This window comes from Methanofollis liminatans DSM 4140 (genome assembly GCF_000275865.1).
Classification (GTDB): Archaea; Halobacteriota; Methanomicrobia; order Methanomicrobiales; family Methanofollaceae; genus Methanofollis; species Methanofollis liminatans.
Genome location: NZ_CM001555.1, coordinates 1,474,778 through 1,495,455, shown reverse-complemented (window position 1 = coordinate 1,495,455; position 20,678 = coordinate 1,474,778). Strand labels below are relative to the sequence as shown.

14 protein-coding genes and 1 tRNA gene are annotated in these 20,678 nt (G+C 60.8%); 7 read left to right on the top strand and 8 right to left on the bottom strand.

What is annotated here, in order from left to right; genetic code table 11:
- Positions 1–109 precede the first annotated feature (109 nt).
- Complete coding sequence (locus METLI_RS07300; protein WP_004039191.1) at positions 110–2,455, top strand: Orn/Lys/Arg family decarboxylase; 2,346 nt, start codon at positions 110–112, stop codon at positions 2,453–2,455.
- Complete coding sequence (gene arcC / locus METLI_RS07295; protein WP_004039190.1) at positions 2,452–3,375, top strand: carbamate kinase; 924 nt, start codon at positions 2,452–2,454, stop codon at positions 3,373–3,375. The genes METLI_RS07300 and arcC overlap by 4 nt, the downstream gene beginning before the upstream one ends.
- On the opposite strand, the gene METLI_RS07290 is transcribed toward arcC, so the two are convergent.
- On the bottom strand, positions 3,365–4,420 hold the full coding sequence (locus METLI_RS07290) for an arginine deiminase family protein (protein ID WP_245529342.1): 1,056 nt from the start codon (positions 4,418–4,420) through the stop codon (positions 3,365–3,367). The genes arcC and METLI_RS07290 overlap by 11 nt on opposite strands.
- A gap of 300 nt (positions 4,421–4,720) precedes the next feature.
- Between METLI_RS07290 and cas1 the strand changes: the two genes are divergently transcribed.
- Positions 4,721–5,656, top strand: a complete 936-nt coding sequence (gene cas1 / locus METLI_RS07285) for a CRISPR-associated endonuclease Cas1 (protein WP_004039188.1) — start codon at positions 4,721–4,723, stop codon at positions 5,654–5,656.
- On the opposite strand, the gene METLI_RS07280 is transcribed toward cas1, so the two are convergent.
- The 5 genes from METLI_RS07280 to METLI_RS07260 form a co-directional block, all read right to left on the bottom strand.
- Complete coding sequence (locus tag METLI_RS07280) at positions 5,650–5,928, bottom strand: acylphosphatase (protein ID WP_004039187.1); 279 nt, start codon at positions 5,926–5,928, stop codon at positions 5,650–5,652. The two genes, cas1 and METLI_RS07280, sit on opposite strands and share 7 nt — an antisense overlap.
- Positions 5,925–9,500 (bottom strand): hypothetical protein, encoded by a 3,576-nt coding sequence (locus tag METLI_RS07275; RefSeq protein ID WP_004039186.1) that lies wholly within the window; start codon positions 9,498–9,500, stop codon positions 5,925–5,927. The genes METLI_RS07280 and METLI_RS07275 overlap by 4 nt, the downstream gene beginning before the upstream one ends.
- Before the next feature lie 199 nt (positions 9,501–9,699).
- Positions 9,700–11,076 (bottom strand): phosphoglucosamine mutase, encoded by a 1,377-nt coding sequence (glmM, locus tag METLI_RS07270; RefSeq protein WP_004039185.1) that lies wholly within the window; start codon positions 11,074–11,076, stop codon positions 9,700–9,702.
- 8 nt (positions 11,077–11,084) lie between these two features.
- Positions 11,085–11,840: a molybdopterin-guanine dinucleotide biosynthesis protein B gene (gene mobB, locus METLI_RS07265; RefSeq protein WP_004039184.1), complete on the bottom strand. Its 756-nt coding sequence runs from the start codon at positions 11,838–11,840 to the stop codon at positions 11,085–11,087.
- Complete coding sequence (locus tag METLI_RS07260) at positions 11,837–12,367, bottom strand: DUF5806 family protein (RefSeq protein ID WP_004039183.1); 531 nt, start codon at positions 12,365–12,367, stop codon at positions 11,837–11,839. The genes mobB and METLI_RS07260 overlap by 4 nt, the downstream gene beginning before the upstream one ends.
- A 2,218-nt stretch (positions 12,368–14,585) precedes the next feature.
- Here METLI_RS07260 and xerA point away from each other — a divergent pair.
- Entirely contained in the window at positions 14,586–15,503 is a 918-nt protein-coding gene (gene xerA, locus METLI_RS07255; RefSeq protein ID WP_048104157.1) for a site-specific tyrosine recombinase/integron integrase, read from the top strand.
- An 86-nt stretch (positions 15,504–15,589) separates the two neighbouring features.
- Here the strand turns inward: xerA and METLI_RS07250 are convergent, their stop codons facing one another.
- Positions 15,590–16,435 (bottom strand): MBL fold metallo-hydrolase, encoded by an 846-nt coding sequence (locus METLI_RS07250; RefSeq protein WP_048103695.1) that lies wholly within the window; start codon positions 16,433–16,435, stop codon positions 15,590–15,592.
- A 141-nt stretch (positions 16,436–16,576) separates the two neighbouring features.
- On the opposite strand from METLI_RS07250, the gene METLI_RS07245 reads away from it, so the two are divergent.
- Positions 16,577–16,649, top strand: a tRNA-Gln gene (locus METLI_RS07245).
- Positions 16,650–16,797: 148 nt separating this feature from the next.
- On the opposite strand, the gene METLI_RS07240 is transcribed toward METLI_RS07245, so the two are convergent.
- Positions 16,798–17,058 (bottom strand): RNA recognition motif domain-containing protein, encoded by a 261-nt coding sequence (locus tag METLI_RS07240; RefSeq protein ID WP_004039180.1) that lies wholly within the window; start codon positions 17,056–17,058, stop codon positions 16,798–16,800.
- A gap of 468 nt (positions 17,059–17,526) precedes the next feature.
- Between METLI_RS07240 and METLI_RS07230 the strand changes: the two genes are divergently transcribed.
- Together METLI_RS07230 and METLI_RS07225 are read left to right on the top strand one after the other, a co-directional pair.
- Positions 17,527–18,495, top strand: a complete 969-nt coding sequence (locus METLI_RS07230) for a replication factor C small subunit (protein ID WP_004039178.1) — start codon at positions 17,527–17,529, stop codon at positions 18,493–18,495.
- A 59-nt stretch (positions 18,496–18,554) separates the two neighbouring features.
- A complete protein-coding gene (locus METLI_RS07225; RefSeq protein ID WP_004039177.1) occupies positions 18,555–20,678 on the top strand; it encodes a minichromosome maintenance protein MCM in 2,124 nt (707 codons plus the stop codon).

Here is a 20,678-nt window from a genome sequence, read left to right as displayed (position 1 = left end):
GAGCCCGGCCTCCCGCAAGGCATAAGTGCCCCTGCATCCCCTCACGCATATACCCGCACGCGATCGGGGCCGGTTTATGCAGGCCCGAAGAGGCGGGGATGTGGTCTGAATGGAATGGTACAGCAACCTCGATCTCTCCATCCTCATCGTCGACTCAGAGATCCATGCCGAGACCGCGGGCGGGATCGCCCTCCGCCAGGTCATCGAGATCCTCGGCGACCTCGACTTCAGGGTCATCGAGGCGCTGACGGTGGAGGACGCCCTCTCCATCTACCGGTCGGTCTACCCGGACATCGCCTGCGTGCTCCTGGACTGGGACCTCCAGCCCGAATCGGCCGCTTCGGCCGGGCCCGTGGAGATGATCAGGACGATCAGGAAACGCAACAGGGACCTTCCGATATTTCTGTTCACCAGCAAACTCGCCGTCAACGAGATCCCGCTCGAGGTGATCAGGTCGATAGACGGCTATTTCTGGAAACTGGACAACACGCCGCGCTTCATCGCCGGGCGCATCGAGGACGTCACCGGCGACTACCTTGACAAACTCCTCCCGGCATTCTTCGGGGAACTGGTCCGCTACACGCAGGAGTACAAATACGCCTGGCACACGCCTGGCCACACCGGCGGCATCGCCTTCCTGAAGTCGCCGGTGGGAAAACTCTTTTTTCGGTTCTACGGGGAGAACACCCTCAGGTCAGACCTCTCGGTCTCGGTCCCCGAACTGGGATCGCTCCTCGAACACACCGGCGTGGTCGGCGCCGCCGAATCCGACGCCGCCCGGATCTTCGGGGCCGACCGGACCTACTTTCTCACGAACGGCACCTCGACCTCGAACAAGGTCGTCTTCTCCGGGTGCGTGCAGCCCGGCGATATCGTCCTTGTCGATCGCAACTGCCACAAGTCGGTGATGTACGCGATCATCATGACCGGGGCGGTCCCGGTCTACCTGATCCCGACCAGGAACCCCTACGGGATCATCGGCCCGATCCATGCGGCCGAGTTCGATCCCGCCGTAATACAGAAGAAATGTGCGGATCATCCCCTCATTGCCGATGCGGGCCGGACGCCCCGCCTCGCCGTGGTCACGAACTCCACCTATGACGGTCTCTGCTACGATGTGGAGGCGATCATCGAGAAACTCACCGGGACCGTCGGTGTCCTTCTCTTTGACGAGGCATGGTACGGTTACGCCCGGTTTCACCCGCTGTACCGCGGACGCTATGCGATGACCCCGGTGACGGCCGCACCGGATAGGCCGGCGATCTTTGCCACCCAGTCGACGCACAAGGTCCTCGCCGCCTTCTCGCAGGGCTCGATGATCCACCTCAGGGACTCGCACTGCCCCGAGGAAGCCAGGATCGATCCCGATGGGTTCAACGAGGCCTTTATGATGCACACCTCCACCTCGCCCCAGTACAGCATCATCGCCTCTCTCGACGTGGCGGCGAAGATGATGGAGGGCGACTCGGGCACCGTTCTCATCGCCGACACGCTTGAAGAGGCCCTGATTTTCCGCCAGAAGATGGTCCAGCTGATGGCGCAGGTGCTCGAGGACGAGGAGGCCGGGAGCAGGCGCTGGTGGTTTCCTGTCTGGCAGCCCGGCGTGGGGCAGGGTCAGTATGCGGAGCATTTTCTCACCCTCAGGCCGAGGATACAGGAGGGGGACGCCGCCGAACTCTGCCGTCACCTCGATTACTGGACCTTGAAGCCCGGTGACGCCTGGCACGGTTTCGACGGGATCGAGGAGAACTACTGCCTTCTCGATCCCCTGAAGGTCACCGTCCTCACGCCCGGGATCGATCCCGGCGGCCTGATGGAGGAGCGCGGCATCCCGGCCGCCATCGTCTCCAGGTTCCTTCAGGAACAGGGGATCGTCGTGGAGAAGACCGGGTTCTACTCCTTTTTCATCCTCTTCACGATGGGGATCTCGAAAGGAAAGTCGGGCACCCTGATCGCCCAGCTCTTCGAGTTCAAGGACCAGTACGACGCCAATACCCCGCTTGAACAGGTGTTCCCGGAGATCGTGAAGACCTACCCACGGATCTACGGGGGAATGGGGCTTGCCGACCTCTGCGACGCCATGCACGCATACCTGAAGGGGCACGGCATTGCAGATATCCAGAAGGACGTCTATGCCCGGATCCCGCGCCCTGCGATGACGCCTGCGGAGGCCTACAGGATGATGATCGCCGGAAAGGCGGAAAAAGTCAGGCTCCAGGACCTCGCCGGCCGGACCGCCGCGGTGATGGTCGTCCCTTACCCGCCGGGTATTCCGATCTGGATGCCCGGCGAGGTCCTTTCCGTCGATGACCGGGACATCATCGATTTCCTCCTGCTCTACGAGGACTTCGACGCTGCTTTCCCGGGTTTTGAGACCGAGATCCACGGCGTGATCAGGGACGCCGGCGACGACCGGAAGGTCTATTCGATTCTCTGTCTGAGAGAAGACCGATGAAGATCGTTGCGGCGCTCGGCGGGAACGCGATCGTCAGGTACCGGGAGAAAGGGACGGCCGAGGAGCAGCTCGGCCATATCGACGCGGCGGTTGCTCCCCTCGCCAGAATGGCGGCGGCCGGTCATGCGGTCATGATCACGCACGGCAACGGTCCGCAGGTCGGCGACATCCTCCTCCAGAACGAGTGTGCCAGGGACGCCGTCCCCAGGATGCCGCTCGACGTCTGCGGGGCCGAGAGCCAGGGGATGATCGGCTACATGATCCAGCAGTGCATGCAGAACCGTCTCGGGCCGGGGGCGCAGGTGGCGACGGTGCTCAGCCGTACGCTCGTCGATCCCGGCGACCCGGCATTTGCCACCCCTTCCAAGGCGATAGGGCCGTATTATTCAGACGCCGAGGCCCGGGCCCTTGCGGCGGCAGAGGGATGGGCGATGCGCGAGGAGGAGGGCCGCGGCTGGCGGCGGATCGTCCCGTCTCCCGACCCCCTGGAGGTCCTTGAGATCGAGACGATCGGAAGGCTCTTCGATGCAGGAACCGTCGTGGTCGCGGGCGGCGGGGGCGGCGTCCCGGTGGTCAGGCAGGGCGGCCTCCTGCGGGGGGTTGAGGCGGTCGTCGACAAGGATCTCGCCGCCGAACGCATCGCCGTCGGCATCGGCGCCGATCTCCTCCTGATGCTCACCGATGTCCAGGGCGTCTTCTCCGGCTTCGGCACACCGGCCCGGACCCTCCTCAACAGCCTGGACGCCGCCACGGCGCGCCGCCTCCTTGCAGAAGGCGAGTTCGGGGAGGGCTCGATGGCGCCGAAGGTGCTGGCGGCGATCCGCTTTGTCGGATCGGGCGCGAAAACAGCGATCATCGCCCACCTCGACGACGCCGAGGCCGCCCTTGACGGAGAGGCCGGGACGCTTTTCACCGCCTGAGCGGGCAGGTCATGCAGTGCGCCCCGCCATAGCCGCCGGTGGCGCATTTCAGGCTGACCGGCGTCATCTCAAGCCCCTCGGCATACACCTCCCTCTTGTACGGGAAAAACTCCGCCTCTGCCCTGAGACGCCGGTAATCGGCCTCGGCCTGTGCGAGCAGGGCGGCGTACATCCCCGGCCGCGCCGCCTCCTTTTCTTTGAGCCGTTCCAGCATCATGGGGGCGATCTGCCCGGTGTCCACGGCGACCGCTTCATGGTCCCTGACGCAGAGGAAATTTGAGGCATAACAGAGCTGTTCGAGGGTCGTGACCGGTATAATCGAATATCCTTTCTCCCCCAGATACCCGGCGAGGGTGGTCTGCGCTCCGTCTTCTGGACGGTATCCCTCGCCCTCGCGGACGAAGACCTCGACCCGGGCGCGGTCGAGGAGGACCGGGTTGCCCACGGCGACGCCGTCGCCTGCAATGTTAAAGTAGGTGTCGAGGTGCATGCTCACCATATAGTCCCGGCCCCTGATCAGGGGGTGCAGGGGTTCATGGACGACGGCGACTTCGTCGAACTCCATGCCCCTCATCAGTGCGGCAATGCCCTTCATATCGGTGCGGACACCACAACCGACGAGGGCGAAATCCCCTGCAGGGATAACGTCCCCGCCCTCCATCTTTCCCTCCAATACCTGTGCGACCGGGTCGGCGCCGAGTGCAGAGAGGGCGAGGTGCGTCATCTCGACCTCCATCCGACGCTCCCGCGTCGCCATCCGGCCTGTTACCATCCCCCTGTCGGTGCAGACCTGCTGATCGCGCATGAAATAGAGGTTGTGCATCGTTTCTGTGAGGGCGGTCCCCCCCTTCCTGCCCTGCGCCCCGAGTATGGCGATCGAGAGGAGATGGGCACTGTCCCGCGCCGCCGGACCGGGATCGGCCTCCGGGTTCAGGCGTTCGGCCGAGGCTTCGAGCGCCCTCCTGATCCCGGGCATCTCCTCTGCCCCGCCGAGGATGCTGTTGCAGAGACGGTGGACCCTGACCCCGAAATCCTCGTGCAGCACCTCACAGAGCCGCCTGTGCTCCCGCTGCGCTGCCCCGAGATCAAAAAAACGCTCGTAAAGATGGTTTTTAGGAGACAGGAGGGCGAAAAAAACCTCTAACCCGGGCTCATGAACGAGCACATCCCGCAACCGGTGCCATTCAGCCTTTGCCCCTGTCTGCATATCCAGAAGGGTGTGTTCTTGCATCTTCAAACTAACCCGGACGCCATCCGGCAGAAATATCGATCCTTTCATCTATGGGAAAATGCCAGATATGATATATCAACCGCCGAAACCCGGCGCTGACAGTGTAGTTTAATCATGACCGAACATCTGCGTGAATGGGTGACGGTCGCCGGTTCTGGTGGACACATCAGGGCGACCAGGAATACCCTCACGGTCCTGAAGGGAGCGGGTGAGGAGCGCTATGATATTGGCAGGGTCGGTCACCTCATCGTCGTCGGCGGGCATACCATCCACACCTCCGCTGTCGTCGCCCTCGTCAGGGCCGGGGCAACCATATCATTTTTTGACGCCGACGGCTTCCCGGCCGGCCAGATCAATCCGCCCCACCCGCAGGACGCTGAAACGATCAGGTTCGCCCAGCAGAAGGTATCGTGTCACTCCGTCGCCCTGATCTTTGCTCAGGCCGGGATCGACGCGCGTATCCTTGCGATCGAGCGTTATGGCAATGCTCACGGCTGGGATCTCCTGTACGAAGGAGAACTCGAGTTCCTCCACCGGTCGCGCGAGGAGTTGCCCTTTCTTATCAGAATGGAGGAGGTCCGCCGGCTTCACAAACTGGTCAGTGACATGTATTACGAGATCATGGCGCGCACCATCCCGGCAGAACTCGGGTTCAGGCGGCGGGGGAGGAGACCCCATATCGATCCCGTCAATGCCATGCTCTCGTTCGGCTACGCCGTCCTCTATGGTTCGGCAGACGTAACGCTCTCGGCCGCAGGGCTGGACCCGGACTCCGGCACCCTGCACGAAGGGGCCGGGGGCCTGATCTACGATATCATCGACGGGTTCAAACCGTTAATGATCGATGAAACGGTCTTCTCCCTTGCGCGGGGAGGGATCTCTGCCTGCGACTACGATACCGGCGATCGGCGCTGCTACCTTTCTGAAAATCTTATACAAAACCTGCTCGGCGGCATCCGCCGTACCCTTGACGACGGCCGGATCAATACCGTGGTGCGCGACTATGCCTGCGCCCTTCTCTCAGGGACAGAATTTTCGCCGGTCTACTGACCGGTCTCCCGGCAGATGCTGAACTCGGCGTACCTGGAAAGCGGAAGGTCCTCGATCTCCAGGTCCCGTATCACCACCCTTGGACAGGTATAGATCATCCCCAGGAACTTTTCCAGGACCGCATCATCGCCGGTGGCATCGATCTCGACGGTGCCGTTCTGGAGGTTCCGCACCGCCCCCCCGATCCCGAGGGTCGTGGCGATCTTTCTGGTGCAGGCCCGAAAACCGACGTGCTGGACCTTGCCGGTGACCCGCACCCTGATCGTCTTCATACCCTCCCTTCCTGCATCACCCGCATGACAACGTCAAGCTCGTTGAACACTTCGTCGCGCAGATCGTCCTGCCTGATATTTGTAGCGGCGTTCACCGCCATTCCGATGATGTCTCTGCTCTTTTTCTTTTCCCCGATGCTCTGGAGGGAGAGCGCCAGGCCGCAGAGGACATAGACTCTTCTGGAGAGGGGCCTGATGATGCTCGCCTCGTCGAGGCCGAGGAGGAGGATGTTGTCTGCCGCCCGCTCGCGTCCGGCATCCCTGAAATGCAGGAATAATTCAAAGCAGTAGCGCGCGCGCTGCGCCCGGTCGGAAACTCCTTCGATAAGATATTCGAGAGAGGAGATGTCGGGGTGGGCGGAACCTGCGGCGAGCACCTCCTCTGCCGCTTCCATGAGGCGCCTGAACGCCGGATCCTCGACCTCTTCAACGGTGCTGATCCCGATCTCCCCGAAGGTCCGTATTCTGAGGATCTCGTCCTCAATACTCCTGACGACCTCGATTCCCTTCTTTTTGTAGGCCTCGTTCTTTTCTGTGGCGGCCAGCATCAGGTACATCTGGCAGATGCCCTTCTTTACCAGGGCAGAGACGACCGGGATATGTATATCCGCCGTCAGGGCATCGGCCTCGACGAGAAGCCGTTCCGCGTCGCCCTTCTCGCCCGACCTCACCGCGATCGGGACAACCGAGAGGAGCATCGACGCCCGGTCGTAGGGGAGAGGAATGGCGTCGATACCGGCGTAGATACTTTCCATTACATTTTTTGCCCTGTCGCCCTGGGCAACAAGGGTGAAGGCGGAGATGAGAGAGTTCACGTAATCGGTCGGATCTTCGATCGCCTCTATCAGTCCGGTGACCGCCGCAATGTTCTCCTCTCGCGGCTCGATCGCGTGGAGGCTTACCAGGGAGAAGACCAGATGTTTCCGGACGATCCCTCCCATCTCCGGGTCAACCGCCGGCAGAAGGGCCATCGCTTCCTGGAAACAGTCATATGCCTCCTCCGGGTCAACCTTCGCCATCAGCCCTGCGATGTCGGAGAGGATCAGGGCTTTTTCGTGGGCTACCGTCAGTTCTCCGACACCCTCGTGGATCTCCCTGAGGACGCTCCAGCCCCGTTCGAGATCGTGTATCCTGAGGTAGCCCTCGGCGAGCGTGCACATCCCTGAATATCTGGTATAGGGGTTTGCGATCTGGAGGAGGAGCGACTTCGTCAGGTCCATGACCTCGGGCGAACCGCTCGCATATTCGAGGCGCTGGAGCAGAAACGCCATCATTTCGTACGGATCGGTGGAGGCGAGGTCGTCGATGTACGGCTCGAACTCGGCGGCGATCCGCGCCACCATGGCGTCCCGCTCGACCTGGCTCCTGATCTCCAGGACAAACATCACGAGGGGTATGGCGTAGTAGGGGTTCCTGGTGTCTGACAGATATTCTGTGATGATGTCGATGCCGCGGGCGATCCTGATGGAGTAGCGCCGTTCGGTCACGGTATCGCCGAGGATCTTGTTCGCCCGTCTGAACACCGCAATTCTGTTCTCCAGCAGGTTTCTACTCTCTGCCGTGAGCGGTTCCTGCATCATCAGGCACCCTACTCTGATCAGCCCCTCAATGATCAGTTCGTTGAGCTGCTGCCGGAGGGAGGGGTCGTCGATATCGCCGGCCACCTCATAGGCGTTTTCCAGGGCGTGGGGCGCTATCCTGTTGATGCCGTACTTCACCATCCCTTTGACGATGTTTCCGGTGGTGTAGAGGCCGAATTCTTTTTCGAGGAGAGGATCGGTCCAGCCCCGCATTCGTTTCAGGAGCGTGAGATCGCCCTGGGAGACGGCGAGATCGGCGGCACGGTCGATGACGCTGCAGAGCGCCTCCGACCTGATCTTCTGCACCCTGATCTCACACGTGAGACCGACGGCCCTCTGGAGGTAGTCCCGGTTCTGGTGAGAGACGCCGAAATCTGACATGTTTGCAACGATCCGGGAGACGGCCGCACCGCTGATCTCGCGGTTGCTGATCTGGCGGGCGATCTCCACCAGGTACGACGGGTCCAGCGAATCGATGAATTTTCGTTCGATCAGGTGATCGATCGCCAGGAGCAGTTGATCATCGCGGTGGCGGTGGAGGCCGGCGAGGGCGACGATGGAGGAGATGTGGTGGATGATCTCACCGAAACTGGTGTTTCTGGCGATCTCTGTAATGCTCCGCTGGATCAGGCTTTCTTTCGTCTCGGTATCCATCAGTGCGAAGACCCGGTCCCTGATCTGGTCGACCCGGTCCCTCAGCACCCCTGCGCTGACGAGCATGACCGAGGTGTCCCAGAACTGCGTTCCGGTCTGGATGATCTCTGAGAACGAGGTGATCTTCCCGAAGATATCGACGGCGTGCGAAAATGCCCCGCGGCCGAGCATAGTCTGGACAAGCTGGAGGTAGACGGCAAATGCACGCGGCCCTGAAACCGCCTCTTCGATCAGAGGGACGATATCGAGGAGGAACTTTGCCTCTCCCGTCCGCTCGACCACTGCCGTACCGGCCCTGACAATCTCTTTGATCTGGACCTCGTCCTCGGGTCTGAGGCGGGAGTTGAACCTCAGGGCCGCCTCAAGGAAGTAGGGGTCGCCGTTTCGCTCTGCAGCCTGGAGGAGTTCGCCGATGATCGCCTGCAGGGTGAAGGGGTAGGTCTTCTCCACGCCTTCGAGCATGGCGATCGCCGCCCCTTTGTCGCTGGCCCGGCTGATCATCTCGCCGGTGAGGGCGGCTGCAACCTCTGAGAGTTGCGTCTCGGGCAGGTGTTCGAGCGTTTTTAAGACTGCAGGGATGTCTGAGACCTGCGTGCTCAGCGGAGACTTCCATACCTGTGCCACGATGACGTTGATCGAGGCGATACGCCGGATCTTCTGTTTGATCTCCGCAGCGTTCTCCAGCGCCAGAATGATGGTGGGAAAATCCCGTTTTGCGACACCGATCCGCCCGATTGCCCTGGTGACCTCGCTCTGCAGCAGGGAGCGCTTTGAAATGTCTCCAATTCCCTCGATCATTTTGAGGGCCTCGGTGAGAAGGGATGTGTCCCTGATGGTGATGCTCCAGACGATATGGAGCGGGACGATGTCCATCAGTATGGCTGAGCGGTATTTTCGGAAACTGATCTGGTGGAAGACCTCCATCCCGGCATCGATCAGTTCGGCCTCTGCCCGGTCCACACCGGCCTCGATGATCTCTTTTGTAACTTCGGAGAGGATCATCGACTGCGAACTTTTCCGGTCGAGCGATCCGGAGAGGTCGTAGACCGCCTGGAGCCATGCCCGGTCTTTTGTATCGATAAAGATCCGCGAGGCGCGGCGTATGTGATCGTAGATCTCATCTTTCGGAAGGACTGCAGGCAGTTTTGTCAGTTCAGGGTGATTTTCCCGAAACGCCATCTCGATGACCGTGGAGTGGATTGCCTCCAGCAGTTCTTTCTTTTCCTTTCTCTTCGATATCTGAGAAATGTCGTTCAGAAGCAGCTCAATTTCGCTTTGCTCCCCCCGCGCCACCACTGTTTGTATTTTCTTTAAAATATCGGCTTCAGTTTCTGGCAAGGTTTTTCCTACCAGAATATAATATAGCAATAGTTAAAAAAGTTTCTCTATGGTGTCTCAGAATATTCTATAAGATAAAATGAATTGAGGGTATTTATATCAATTGAAGGGGTTTGGTCAGGGCAATAGGGGAGAGGCCCCTGAAGAGGGCTTTAATATCCAAAAGTGGAGATAAAAATAGTGGGGGGTTATTTTACTTCTAACGGGCGATATCCGGGGCCGATGCCCTGATCTCTGCCATGATGTCGGCAAAGAATGCGGTGCCGGTTTTTTCATCTTCCGCCTCGACGATGACTCGCATCATCGGTTCGGTTCCCGAGGGGCGGACGAGTGCCCAGGCTCCCTGCCGGTTGATCCTGATGCCGTCCCGGCAGTCGATGTCCTCGCCTGCATGCCGCATCTTTAAGGAGGCGATGACATCTGCGGCATGTTCTGTCCTGATCTTCTCTTTGATGATGTGGTAGGCCGGCATGGCGTCCAGGAGGGCGGCGAGAGGTGCGCCCGCCGCATGGAGCAGGCCGACCATCATTGCGGCGGTCATGCCGCCGTCGCGGCAGAACTGGTGCTCCGGGTAGATGAGCCCGCCGTTTCCTTCTCCTCCAAAGGCGACGGGTTTTCCGGCGGCGATGAGTTTGCGCATCTGCCTGGCGACATAGATGCTCCCGACCGGCGTGAACTCCACTTCACACCCGTTCTCTTCTGCCACCGCCCCGGCGATCAGCGAGGTGGATACCGGGGTGACGACGAGCCCTTTTGTCTGTTTGCAGATGAAGCCTTCCACAAGGCCGAACTCCCTGTTTTCTTCGACATACCTGCCGAGGTTGTCGATGAACACCGCCCTGTCGGCGTCGCCGTCGTGGGCAACGCCGAAGGCGGCGCCGGTTTCCCTGACCAGTTCGGCAAGGGGCGCGAGCCCTTCAGGGCTCGGTTCAGGGAGGCGGCCCGGGAACCGGCCGTCCATCTGACCGTTGATCGTGTGGACGGTGCAGCCCAGGCGCGCGAGGATCTGCGGGGTGGTCTGTGCCGCCGGGCCTGAACCGGGGTCGACAACGACGGTCATGCCCTGCCCGATGCCGGGAGGGAAATGGCCCACGATGGCATCGATGTAGGCTTCCCTCAGGTTCGGCTCGCTCTTCTTCCCGCCGACCTCGTCCCAGGGCACGGTTTTAAACGATCCCGAGAAGAGGATCTCTTCAAGGTGCAGCGTCTCTTCGTCTCCCATCTCGGTGCCGTCGGGCTCGATGATCTTGACGCCGTTGTACTCCGGAGGGTTGTGCGAGGCGGTGATCATTGCCCCCGCCTCGAACCCGCCCATCACGATATACTGCAGTGCCGGTGTTGGCAGGATGCCGCAGTCCACGACGTCGCACCCGGTCGCCATCAGCCCTGCCGAGACGGCGCATGCAAGGGCCTCTCCCGAGGTCCGTGTATCTCTCCCGATGGCGATCCGCCCTTTGCGCATTGTCCCGAGCGCTTTGCCGATCCGCATCGCAAGGTCCGGCGTCATGTCCTGACCGATGACGCCCCTGACCCCGTTTGTCCCGAACAATCTTTTTTGTACTCGTTCGTCGCCCATGGTCTTCCTCAGTGTTTATTGTGGGCTTCGCTCTTAAGCCGGTCGATTGCCCGGCTCATGGCCAGAAAAGCCTCCTGCCGGTGCTCTGCAAGGATTGCGAAGTAGGTGATGTCCTCGCCGGCGTACAGCCGCCCTTTGCGGTGGTGGAAACGCGCGCCGATGACGCCGGGCGTCTCTGCGGCCTCGGCCTCGATCTCCCTGATCAGGGGATCGATCGAGGGGGAGAAGTCCATGTACGCGGTCCTCTCCTCGCCGGTGATCTCCCTGACGAGGCCGTTGAACGAGAGGATGCACCCGGCCCGTTCTGCCGGGCAGGAGCGCCGCAGTTCCCTGACGACGCCCTGCATCGTCTGGAACTCCTCGAACCGGTCGAGGCGCTCGATCACTTCTGCCGGTGTGGCCGGGTTTCGCAGGACGACGTCCTCTGTTTCGAGGTCGCCGATGACGACCCGCGGGAACGGAATCGTCTTGAACCCCTCGATGATGCAGTACTCGGTGCCGGCATCGCAGAGTTCGGTCAGGACGGCGGTCAGTTCTGGCGCGCTGCTGATGGTCACCGCCTTTTCGTCGTCGATCCCGACCGATCGCCCTGCGCCCGCCTCTGCGTACCTGGTGGTGTCCTTCCCCTCTTCGATCGCATACCTGTCGTGACCGAGGTGCTTGACGGCGGCGACGCTTCCCTTCGCCTTCAGTTCCCTGATCAGATCCACGATGAATGTGGTCTTGCCGGTGTTGGACCGGCCGACGATCTGGATGATCTTCATTCCTTCTCACTTCCTGAATTTTTTATTCGCTCTTTGAGGATTTCGGCCGAAGAACGCGAGACGTTCTTCATGACGGCGGCGACCCGGTCTTCGAGGTCGATCTCCTCGTCGATCTCAAGGGCCGTCCCCTCGATTTCCATCAGGAACCGCGCCACCTCGCTCGACTCGAAGAGGATGTCGTCGAGCTCTTCGGGCGTGAAAAAACCGCAGAGGGCGCCGTAGAAGAATGTCGCCCCGGCCATCTTCACCTTGTTCCGAAAGGCGTTGCGGGCCTGGTTCACCGCCTGCGGCGTGTAGGGTTCGGTCATGAACGGGACGAGTTCTGGCAGGTGTGCGCCGATGAAGGTCATCTCGGCCCCGCTCGTGGTCTGGAAGTCGGCGCAGAGGCGGGCTATCGCCCACTCGCGCGCGGTGATGTAGGTGTGTTTGCGGAGAAACTGGTTGACGCGGTGGTAGGTCGAGCCTTCGACCTTCCTGAACTTCCGGTATTTGTTGATCTCGTCGGAGCGGTCTTCCGGCTGTCCCATTGTATGCTGACGCATTGGTTTTTGTGGGTATCAATATTACCGGTATGCTTCTGCCGGTCTCGCGCGCTTGCGATGATAGGTGCGGCAGGGATCTCTCGTCCGGGGGCTCTGAGGGTCGTCGGATCCCCCACAGTTACATATAGCATCATACGGTTTATGGTGCTCTCGACCTCCCGGTTGATCTGATCCTGTCCGTCCGGAAGTATGAACTCCCGGCGCGAAGATGGAAGAAAGCGAATGAATAATGCTTCGCACCGGGAAAAGTGAAGATTTCTGCAAAGCCGAAAAAACTACAAAAAATTACTCCGCGCGCACGATTGCTCCTGACATGCGGGGAAGGATCGGGCGGAGCATCTGTCGATGAAAAAATCCTGATGGTCCGGCTGGCGTGTTTGCCCGTTCCTGCTCCAATCGCAGTTTTAAGGGACGGCAGGCCCCGCGGCAGAGGGAGAATCTGATTCCGTACCCGCACACAACCTCCGCCCCGCGCCGGGGGTTGCACCCCCGGACCCCGCACACGATTGCCCTGGATATGCGAGGGCGGGAGGAGCGGGGCCTCTCTTGATGAGAAATGATGGGCGGTCATGCCGGCGTGGTTTGCCTGTCCCTGCCCCAATCGCAGTTTTACGGGGCGGCAGGCCCCGGCAGAGGCGTACCCTGAAATTTCATGCGGTCGCACAACGCCCGCACCGCGCTGGGGGTTTCACCTCCGGACTCCCAATTGCGATGGACTCCGAAAAGAGCGAACGGGACGTCCGGGGGGAGAGTTACTGTATTCCTGCCTATCATGAGCGGCGGTCCAGGGGCGTAGTCCTCCGGCGCAGGCACGCCCGAATGGGATTTCAACAGGGGCGTTTTTTTCTGATCTGGTTCGATTATATTTTTCTTCGGTGGGTGGCCGGTTCTTACCCTTCTGTCTTCCCGGTCCAATCGCGGGATGGATCTGTGGCGAGAATTCCGGTGGGCGGGTTCGGAAGTGCAGGGTTCATGAAAAAAAGGCCATCGGATGTCCGGTCGGGCGATGAAAGATGGGGCCGGTCGCGGTGATCCTTCTGTGCGGCAGCGTTCACTTTCTCCCCGCACGGCCCATCCTTATATGTCCTCATTCAGATGTTCTTTCACGGGGCTTCAATCCGCCATTGGATCCCCTGTCTCCTGAACCTTCTTGAATGTGGGTGAGCAGAACATCTGGTGCCCTCCTTTACCGGGGCTGCCTGTCTCTGCCGGTTCCCTCTGAATCGGCAGGTGGCCGCGCCCTTGTGTTCCGGGCTTCTTTTTTCTCTATCTTCGCGGCTTTCGCGTCTTCGCGTGAGGTGTGTTTCCTCCTTTTGGGCGTCTCGTGAATATCTCACGCGAAGGACGCGAAAAGATGCAACGGTGATTTCGGGGGCTTTTTGAACCTCCCATACCGAGTTTGAGGTCTCCCCTGTAATCACAGGGAGGGAGCGCGGATCCCTCTGCCTTCTCCATGCTGCCTGCCAGGGTTTTCACCCCCGGGCTCCTCATTGCGATGGGTCCCGGAAGAGCGACCAGGACGTCCGGAGCGGGAGCGTGCCGTATCCTCCTCTATCCTGGGCTGGGGTCCGGGGCAGCAGTCTCTCGCCATAAGTGCGCCAGAATGGGATTTCAACCGGGCCTATCCGGGCTTCTTTTGTCCCTGTCTTCGTAGCCTTCCTGTCTTCGCATGAGGTGGGGGACCAGGGCACGTCTCTGCCGGCGTGGCCTGCTGCCTCTTCAGGTCTCCTCCTCTGGCCGCGATGGTCGGTGGCATGTTCCTCCTGTGCGTTTCGGGGAATTTTCTGGCGCGAACTCCTCCGGGATCTTTTCCTCGTACAGGGGGGTGCGTTCCGGATCTCTGGTTTTGTGTGCTGCCCTCTGCCTGATGGGCATGCGGCGCCCCTCCCTATATAAATGACGCTCGTAGATGTGCCGGGGCGGATTCTTTTCCGCGATATGGTGGGAAACCATGGGGGTGTTCCCCCTGGCCCGCTGATGTGCTGTTAAATCGCTTGATATGTGGTTCTTTTGTGGGGATCCTTCGCGCAGGTATGTTGTTGTTCTGCTGGTGGCCGGCTGCCCCGGGCGGTGACATCCTGCGGGCGTCCTCGATATTTTTTGTCCTGCCGACTTCGTGTGTGGGTGGGGTGCCCGAACCATCTGTCGCCAAATGTATATTCTGCGACAAAGTTATATGCGTGGCCCGCTGATAAAATAAATGATGAAAACCGGTCATTTTTCAGAGTGCCTGGATCACTTCGAAATCTACCTCAAAATGCGAAATTACTCCCCCAGGACCATCAAAAGTTATGAAGAGACGGTCCGGCACTTTGCCCGCTATGTGTGGCTCTGCCGGCATGGCGATCCCGGTTCTTTTGACGAGGGCGCATTCGCGGCGGCCGGCCTCGACTCCCCGGCTGAGGTCCCCACGTCGGTGGTGAACAACTATCTCTCCTGGCTTGCCGAACGGCGCTCCTATAAACCCCGGACCCTGCACCGGATGATCTCCTCCCTCTCGTCGTTCTATTCGTACCTCTATGCGCAGGGGGCGATCTCTGCCGATCCCATGCCGGCCGTGGAGCGGCCGCGGGTCAAGAACCAGGAACTGAAATATCTCAAGCACAGTCAGGTGGTCCGCCTCCTGAAGTCCATCGATGACGATACCGACCGTTTGATCGTCAGGCTGATCTATGCGACCGGCGTCCGCGTCTCCGAGCTCTGCAGCATCGATATCGGGGACATCGATTTTGAAGAGCACACCATCAGGGTGAAGGGCAAGGGCGACAAAATCCGGACGGTCTTTGTCGATGAGGAGACGCTCGCCGAGATCGAGGGGCATATCGGGAACACGATCATAGGGCCGCTCTTTGTCGGTCAGCAGGGCAAGAATCTCTCTCCGCGGACCGTGCAGCGGATCTTTCAGCGGTATGCGCCGCCCGGCATCACGCCGCATAAGATCCGCCATTCCTATGCCTCAGAACTCTACCGGCGCTCGAAGAACCTCAGGGTCGTCCAGGAAAACCTCGGCCACTCTTCGATCAAGACGACCGAGGTCTACCTGCACACCGACCTCGACGAGCGGCAGGCGGTGTACCGGCAGTACTTCCCGCTCTCAAATGGGGGCGGGGAGGGGCGATAAACCGTATGTTGCTATATCGGTGCGCCCCCCCAGATCTCCCCTGTGTGAGTGCGGATGACCGGGACAGTCGTTTCTGCCTCCCGCGTTTATCGCCCCTGCGTTCCCGACCAGAGTTCCCGGCGTCCGGCCTCAAGCAGACGGTTCGGCCTCCGCATAAACCCTGCCGCGGAGACGACCGGCCGCCCGCTCACCTCTTCGAGGGACCGGATCCATGCCGGTCCGTTTTCCGACCTCATGAGGTGGTGGTCGAGGATGAGCGTCCCTGCAATCTCTGCACCATGGATCGCCCGCGAAAAAGCCGCTTCTTCTTCCGCCCGGTCGATCGACGGGAGGTAGAGCGGCGGGCCCGACGAAAAAACGACCGTCGGCCCCCATGCCTCGATGAGGCGCACCGCCTCGTCGGAGCGGAGCTGGGTGTCCGAGGCATGCACAAAACACTGCTCTCCTTCGCGCACCGCCACCATCATCACCGCACCCGCCCTGCCGCCGTGGGGGACCGGCAGGGAACAGGCGACGACGTTATCGTCGGTGCCCTCCGCGTTCTGGAGGGGGCCCCGGTTCGCCTTCTCGATATCGCTGCGCCGCCCTGATGAACGGCGGGAAAGCATGTCCGGTCCCTTCGCAAGGAGGCGGCAGCCTTCCGGGAGGGTGAACCCGGCGAGGGGGATCTGGTGGGGGTCGGGCTCACTCAGGGGCACATGGTCGCCGTGGTAATGGGTGAAGACGACGTCGGTCGCCCGCGGCAGCCATGCGAGGATCGCCCGGCGTATCTCTGCTGCCGCCCTGGTCTCGCAGGGGTGCGGCGGCAGCCCGAACCGCCGGGGGGCGAGGGCGACACCGGGATCGATGAGCACCGTCCGCCCCCCTGCCTCGACGACCGTCGCCATGGAGCGGGCGCCGAGAGACTCGGCGCCGAGGATCGTGATCTGCACAATGGTGCCGCTTTTCTCCCCCCATGCTTTATACTTCCCCTCGGGTGGCAACAGCTAAATTGATTGGGAATAGCGTTCAATAGTGTAAGGCACCAGATCTCTCGGACAGAGAGCAGACCTGGCGGTGCGTCCTTCAATTGCACCCCCGTAGTGTAGTGGTCAATCATGCAGGACTTTGGATCCGGCGACGGCGGTTCGAATCCGCCCGGGGGTATGCTGACCGAGGGTTCGATACCCTCCTTTTTTTTGTATCGGACGGGGCGGAAAGAAGAAGCTGCATCTCATCCCGGTCCGGCCGCGCAACTCTTCTGCAGTGCGGCAAGCAAATACTCGAAATCAAAAAGAGAATAAAGAGAAAATAATTAGTATCTCTGGAATTCCCTTCTCGGACGGGGGGGCTGCGCCTCGTCAATCCTGAGCGTGCGACCGACAAATACCGTCTCGTTCAGGGCCTCTTTTGCCTTCTCAGCCTCTTCGGGGCTGCCCATCTCTACGAATCCAAAACCCTTGTCTCCAATAATTTTGACGCTCTTGACATCGCCGTATTGGGAAAACAGTTCTTCCAATTGTTTTTCAGTAACGGAGTATGTCAGGTTCCCGACATACAATCTGCTGGTTTCCATTTCAGGTATCCTCCATATACTAATTATCTTTATATTGAAATAATTTTTTGATACCCGCACCCGGGACGAAGCACGACAGATCACCTGTCGGGTGAAGATATGCCTGATATTTTGCGTTATTTTAGGAAAAATACGCCGATAAACGCTTTTATTTTTTTATTATCTCCTGAATCTTTTTTCCCTGAAGATCGCGTGTGGGGAGGCGGGCGCAATGCCGCGCACCCCCCCTTCTGCCACCTCCCCGATCGTCGCTGACCCGGGGGAAGCGACGGTGCGGCCTCTCCCCGGGGGGTGCCGGTTCTTTGCAAACCGGCCGTTGCCGATGCAATGGGAATTCCCGAACGTACAGGCCCATAGCCGCATCAATTCCTGAAAAAAGCGGATATCCTCCTCTTCTGCAGCAGCCATTCATCCGGGGCGGTGTGCTGAGCACTATATATCTAAGTCTGGAAGGACAACCTCTGTGCAATGGAGGGCAACAGCACTATCTGGATCGAGAAGTACCGGCCGCAGACGCTCGAGGATATGGTCGGGCAGGAGGAGATCGTCGAGCGACTCAGGAGTTATGTGCGGAGCGGGAGCCTCCCGCACCTCCTCTTCACCGGACCGGCAGGCGTCGGCAAGACCACCGCGGCCGTTGCGCTCGCCCGCGAGTTCTTCGGCGAGACCTGGCAGATGAACTTCCGGGAACTCAACGCCTCGGACGAGCGCGGGATCGACGTCGTCCGCAACCAGATCAAGCAGTTCGCCCGGACCTCGCCCCTTGGCGGTGCGACCTTCAAAGTGCTCTTCCTCGACGAGGCCGACGCCCTCACCCCGGACGCGCAGGCGGCCCTCCGCAGGACGATGGAAAACTATGCCCAGACCTGCCGGTTCATCCTCTCCTGCAACTACTCCTCGAAGATCATCGATCCGATCCAGAGCAGGTGCGCCATCTACCGGTTCAAGGGCCTCGACGAAGCGGCGGTGGCCGAGCAGGTGCGCCGCGTCGCCGCCGCCGAAGAGATCTCCCTCACCGATGACGCCGTCCATGCGATCGCCTACATCGCCGAGGGCGATATGCGAAAGGCCCTCAACGCCCTGCAGGGTGCGGCGATCCTCTCCGACCGGATCGACGCCCGGATGATCTACGAGACCACCTCGACGGCAAAGCCCGAGGAGATCGCAGACCTGCTCGGCCTCTGCACGAAGGGCGACTTCACCGGTGCCCAGGGGGCGCTTCGCCACCTGCTCAGGAACCGCGGCATCGCCCCTGGCGAACTGATCAACCAGTGCTTCAGGGCCCTCACCTCCTACCAGATGGACACCGCCCTCAAGGTGGCGTACATCGACCACATCGGCGAGGCCGATTTCAGGATCTCCGAGGGTGCGGACGCCGAGATCCAGATGGACGCGCTGATCGCCCTCTTCGTCCTTTCGGCACAGAAGCAGGCGTGAACACTTTCACCCTGCACCAGAAGACTTCATAGACCCATGACCCGGAGGTACAGTACACAATGTCAGACCGTCAGCAGACTGAAGTGACCGACGTCGTCAGCGACTGGGAGACATTTCTCAAGCGCCAGTACAACAAACGGGAGCGGGTGGAGCTGGCAAAAGAGTTCCCCCACAAACGTTCCTTTTATATCGACTACCGGAACCTCGAAGCCTTCGGCAAACGCGGCCTCTCCCTCGCGGACCAGCTCATCGCAAAGCCCGAGAAGGTGATGGGCGACGTGAAGGACGCCCTGGTGCGCCTGGGTGTGATCGAGGAGAAGGACCGGTCGAGCATCCACATCAGGTTCACCAACCTCACCCGCAAGACGGCGATAAGGGACATCAGGTCGAACCAGATCAACACCTTCGTCTCGGTGGAGGGCATCCTCAGGAAGACGACCGAGGTGCGGCCCAGGGTCACCTCGGCGGTCTTCAAGTGCCTGGAGTGCGGGCAGATCACGCCCCCGTACCCGCAGAAGTACGGGAAGTTCCAGGAGCCCTTCCGCCTCTGCGCCACCTGCCAGAAGAAGACCCCGCTCGAACTGGTGCCGGAAAAATCCGATTTCGTGGACGCCCAGAAGCTGCGGATCCAGGAGTCGCCCGAGGGGCTTCGCGGCGGCGAACAACCGCAGACCCTCGACGTGGACGTCACCGACGACCTCACCGGCGATTCCGCCCCCGGCGACCGGGTGATCATCAACGGCATTCTCAGGTCGTTCCAGAGGGTGAACGCCGGAACCAAGTCCACGCTCTTTGACATTTACCTCGAATGCAACGCCATCGAGGTGGCCGAGAAGGAGTTTGAAGAGGTGAACATCTCTGATGAGGACGAGGCGGCGATCCTCGAACTCTCCAGGGACCCGAAGATCTACTCGAAGATCCCCCGCTCCATCGCCCCGACGATCTACGGCAACGACGATGTCAAGGAGGCGATCGCCCTCCAGCTCTTCGGCGGGATCCCAAAGGAGATGCCGGACGGGTCGCGCCTGCGCGGCGATATCCATGTCCTCCTGGTCGGCGACCCGGGTATCGCAAAGTCCCAGCTCCTCAGGTATATCGTGCAGCTCTCGCCGCGGGGGATCTACACCTCGGGCAAGTCCTCGACCTCGGCCGGCCTGACGGCAACGGCCGTCAAGGACGATTTCGGCGACGGCCGCTGGACGCTCGAGGCCGGCGCCCTGGTGCTCGCCGACATGGGCATGGCGGCGGTGGACGAACTGGACAAGATGGACAAGGAGGACCGGTCGTCCCTCCACGAGGCGATGGAGCAGCAGTCGATCTCGGTCGCAAAGGCCGGGATCACGGCGACCCTGCGGTCGCGCTGCTCCCTCCTCGGGGCGGCGAACCCGAAGATGGGGAGGTTCGATGAGTATGCTCCCATCGCCGAGCAGATCAACATGCCGCCGTCCCTGCTCTCCCGTTTCGACCTGATCTTCATCATGACCGACAAGCCCGACTCGGCCCGCGACATGGCGATCGCCGACCACATCCTCAAGGCCCACTCGGTCGGGGAACTGATCGAAAAGCGCAAGCGGATGCCGATGGAAGGGGTGACCGACGAGTACATCCAGCGCGAGCTCAAGCCCGTCACCCCTGACATCGAGCCTCTCCTGTTCCGGAAGTACATCGCCTATGCGAAGCGGAACTGCTTCCCGACGATCCAGCCCGAGGCGCGGGAGAAACTCCGCGACTACTATCTCAGCCTCAGAAACCTTGCAGACACCAACAAGCCGGTGCCGGTGACGGCCCGTCAGCTGGAGGCGCTGGTCCGCCTGGGCGAGGCCTCGGCCCGCGTCCGTCTCTCGCCGACGATCGAACTGGAGGACGCCGACCGCGTGATCAAGATCGTCGACACCTGCCTCCGTCAGGTGGCCTACGACGCCGAGTCGGGAAGTTTCGATATCGATAAATGGACCACCGGGGTCTCGAAACGGCAGCGGGACATCATCAGGACGGTGAAGGAGATCATCAGGGACGTCGGCGGCGACGACGGGTCCGCAAACCTCGAACAGGTGATCGAGGAGATGATCAGACAGGGCTTTACGAAAGACAAGGTCGAAGGCACCCTGAAGATGCTCAAAAACCAGGGCGAGGTCATCGAGCCGCGGCCCGGCATCATCAGGCTCTTTGAGCGGGAGTTCTAA

Bases quoted from the DNA above. Each gene is read 5' to 3' on its own strand.
- METLI_RS07300 (WP_004039191.1), top strand. From the start codon at position 110: ATGGAATGGTACAGCAACCTCGATCTCTCCATCCTCATCGTCGACTCA.
- arcC (WP_004039190.1), top strand. From the start codon at position 2,452: ATGAAGATCGTTGCGGCGCTCGGCGGGAACGCGATCGTCAGGTACCGG.
- cas1 (WP_004039188.1), top strand. From the start codon at position 4,721: ATGACCGAACATCTGCGTGAATGGGTGACGGTCGCCGGTTCTGGTGGA.
- METLI_RS07280 (WP_004039187.1), bottom strand. From the start codon at position 5,928: ATGAAGACGATCAGGGTGCGGGTCACCGGCAAGGTCCAGCACGTCGGT.
- glmM (WP_004039185.1), bottom strand. From the start codon at position 11,076: ATGGGCGACGAACGAGTACAAAAAAGATTGTTCGGGACAAACGGGGTC.
- mobB (WP_004039184.1), bottom strand. From the start codon at position 11,840: ATGAAGATCATCCAGATCGTCGGCCGGTCCAACACCGGCAAGACCACA.
- METLI_RS07260 (WP_004039183.1), bottom strand. From the start codon at position 12,367: ATGGGACAGCCGGAAGACCGCTCCGACGAGATCAACAAATACCGGAAG.
- xerA (WP_048104157.1), top strand. From the start codon at position 14,586: ATGAAAACCGGTCATTTTTCAGAGTGCCTGGATCACTTCGAAATCTAC.
- METLI_RS07240 (WP_004039180.1), bottom strand. From the start codon at position 17,058: ATGGAAACCAGCAGATTGTATGTCGGGAACCTGACATACTCCGTTACT.
- METLI_RS07230 (WP_004039178.1), top strand. From the start codon at position 17,527: ATGGAGGGCAACAGCACTATCTGGATCGAGAAGTACCGGCCGCAGACG.
- METLI_RS07225 (WP_004039177.1), top strand. From the start codon at position 18,555: ATGTCAGACCGTCAGCAGACTGAAGTGACCGACGTCGTCAGCGACTGG.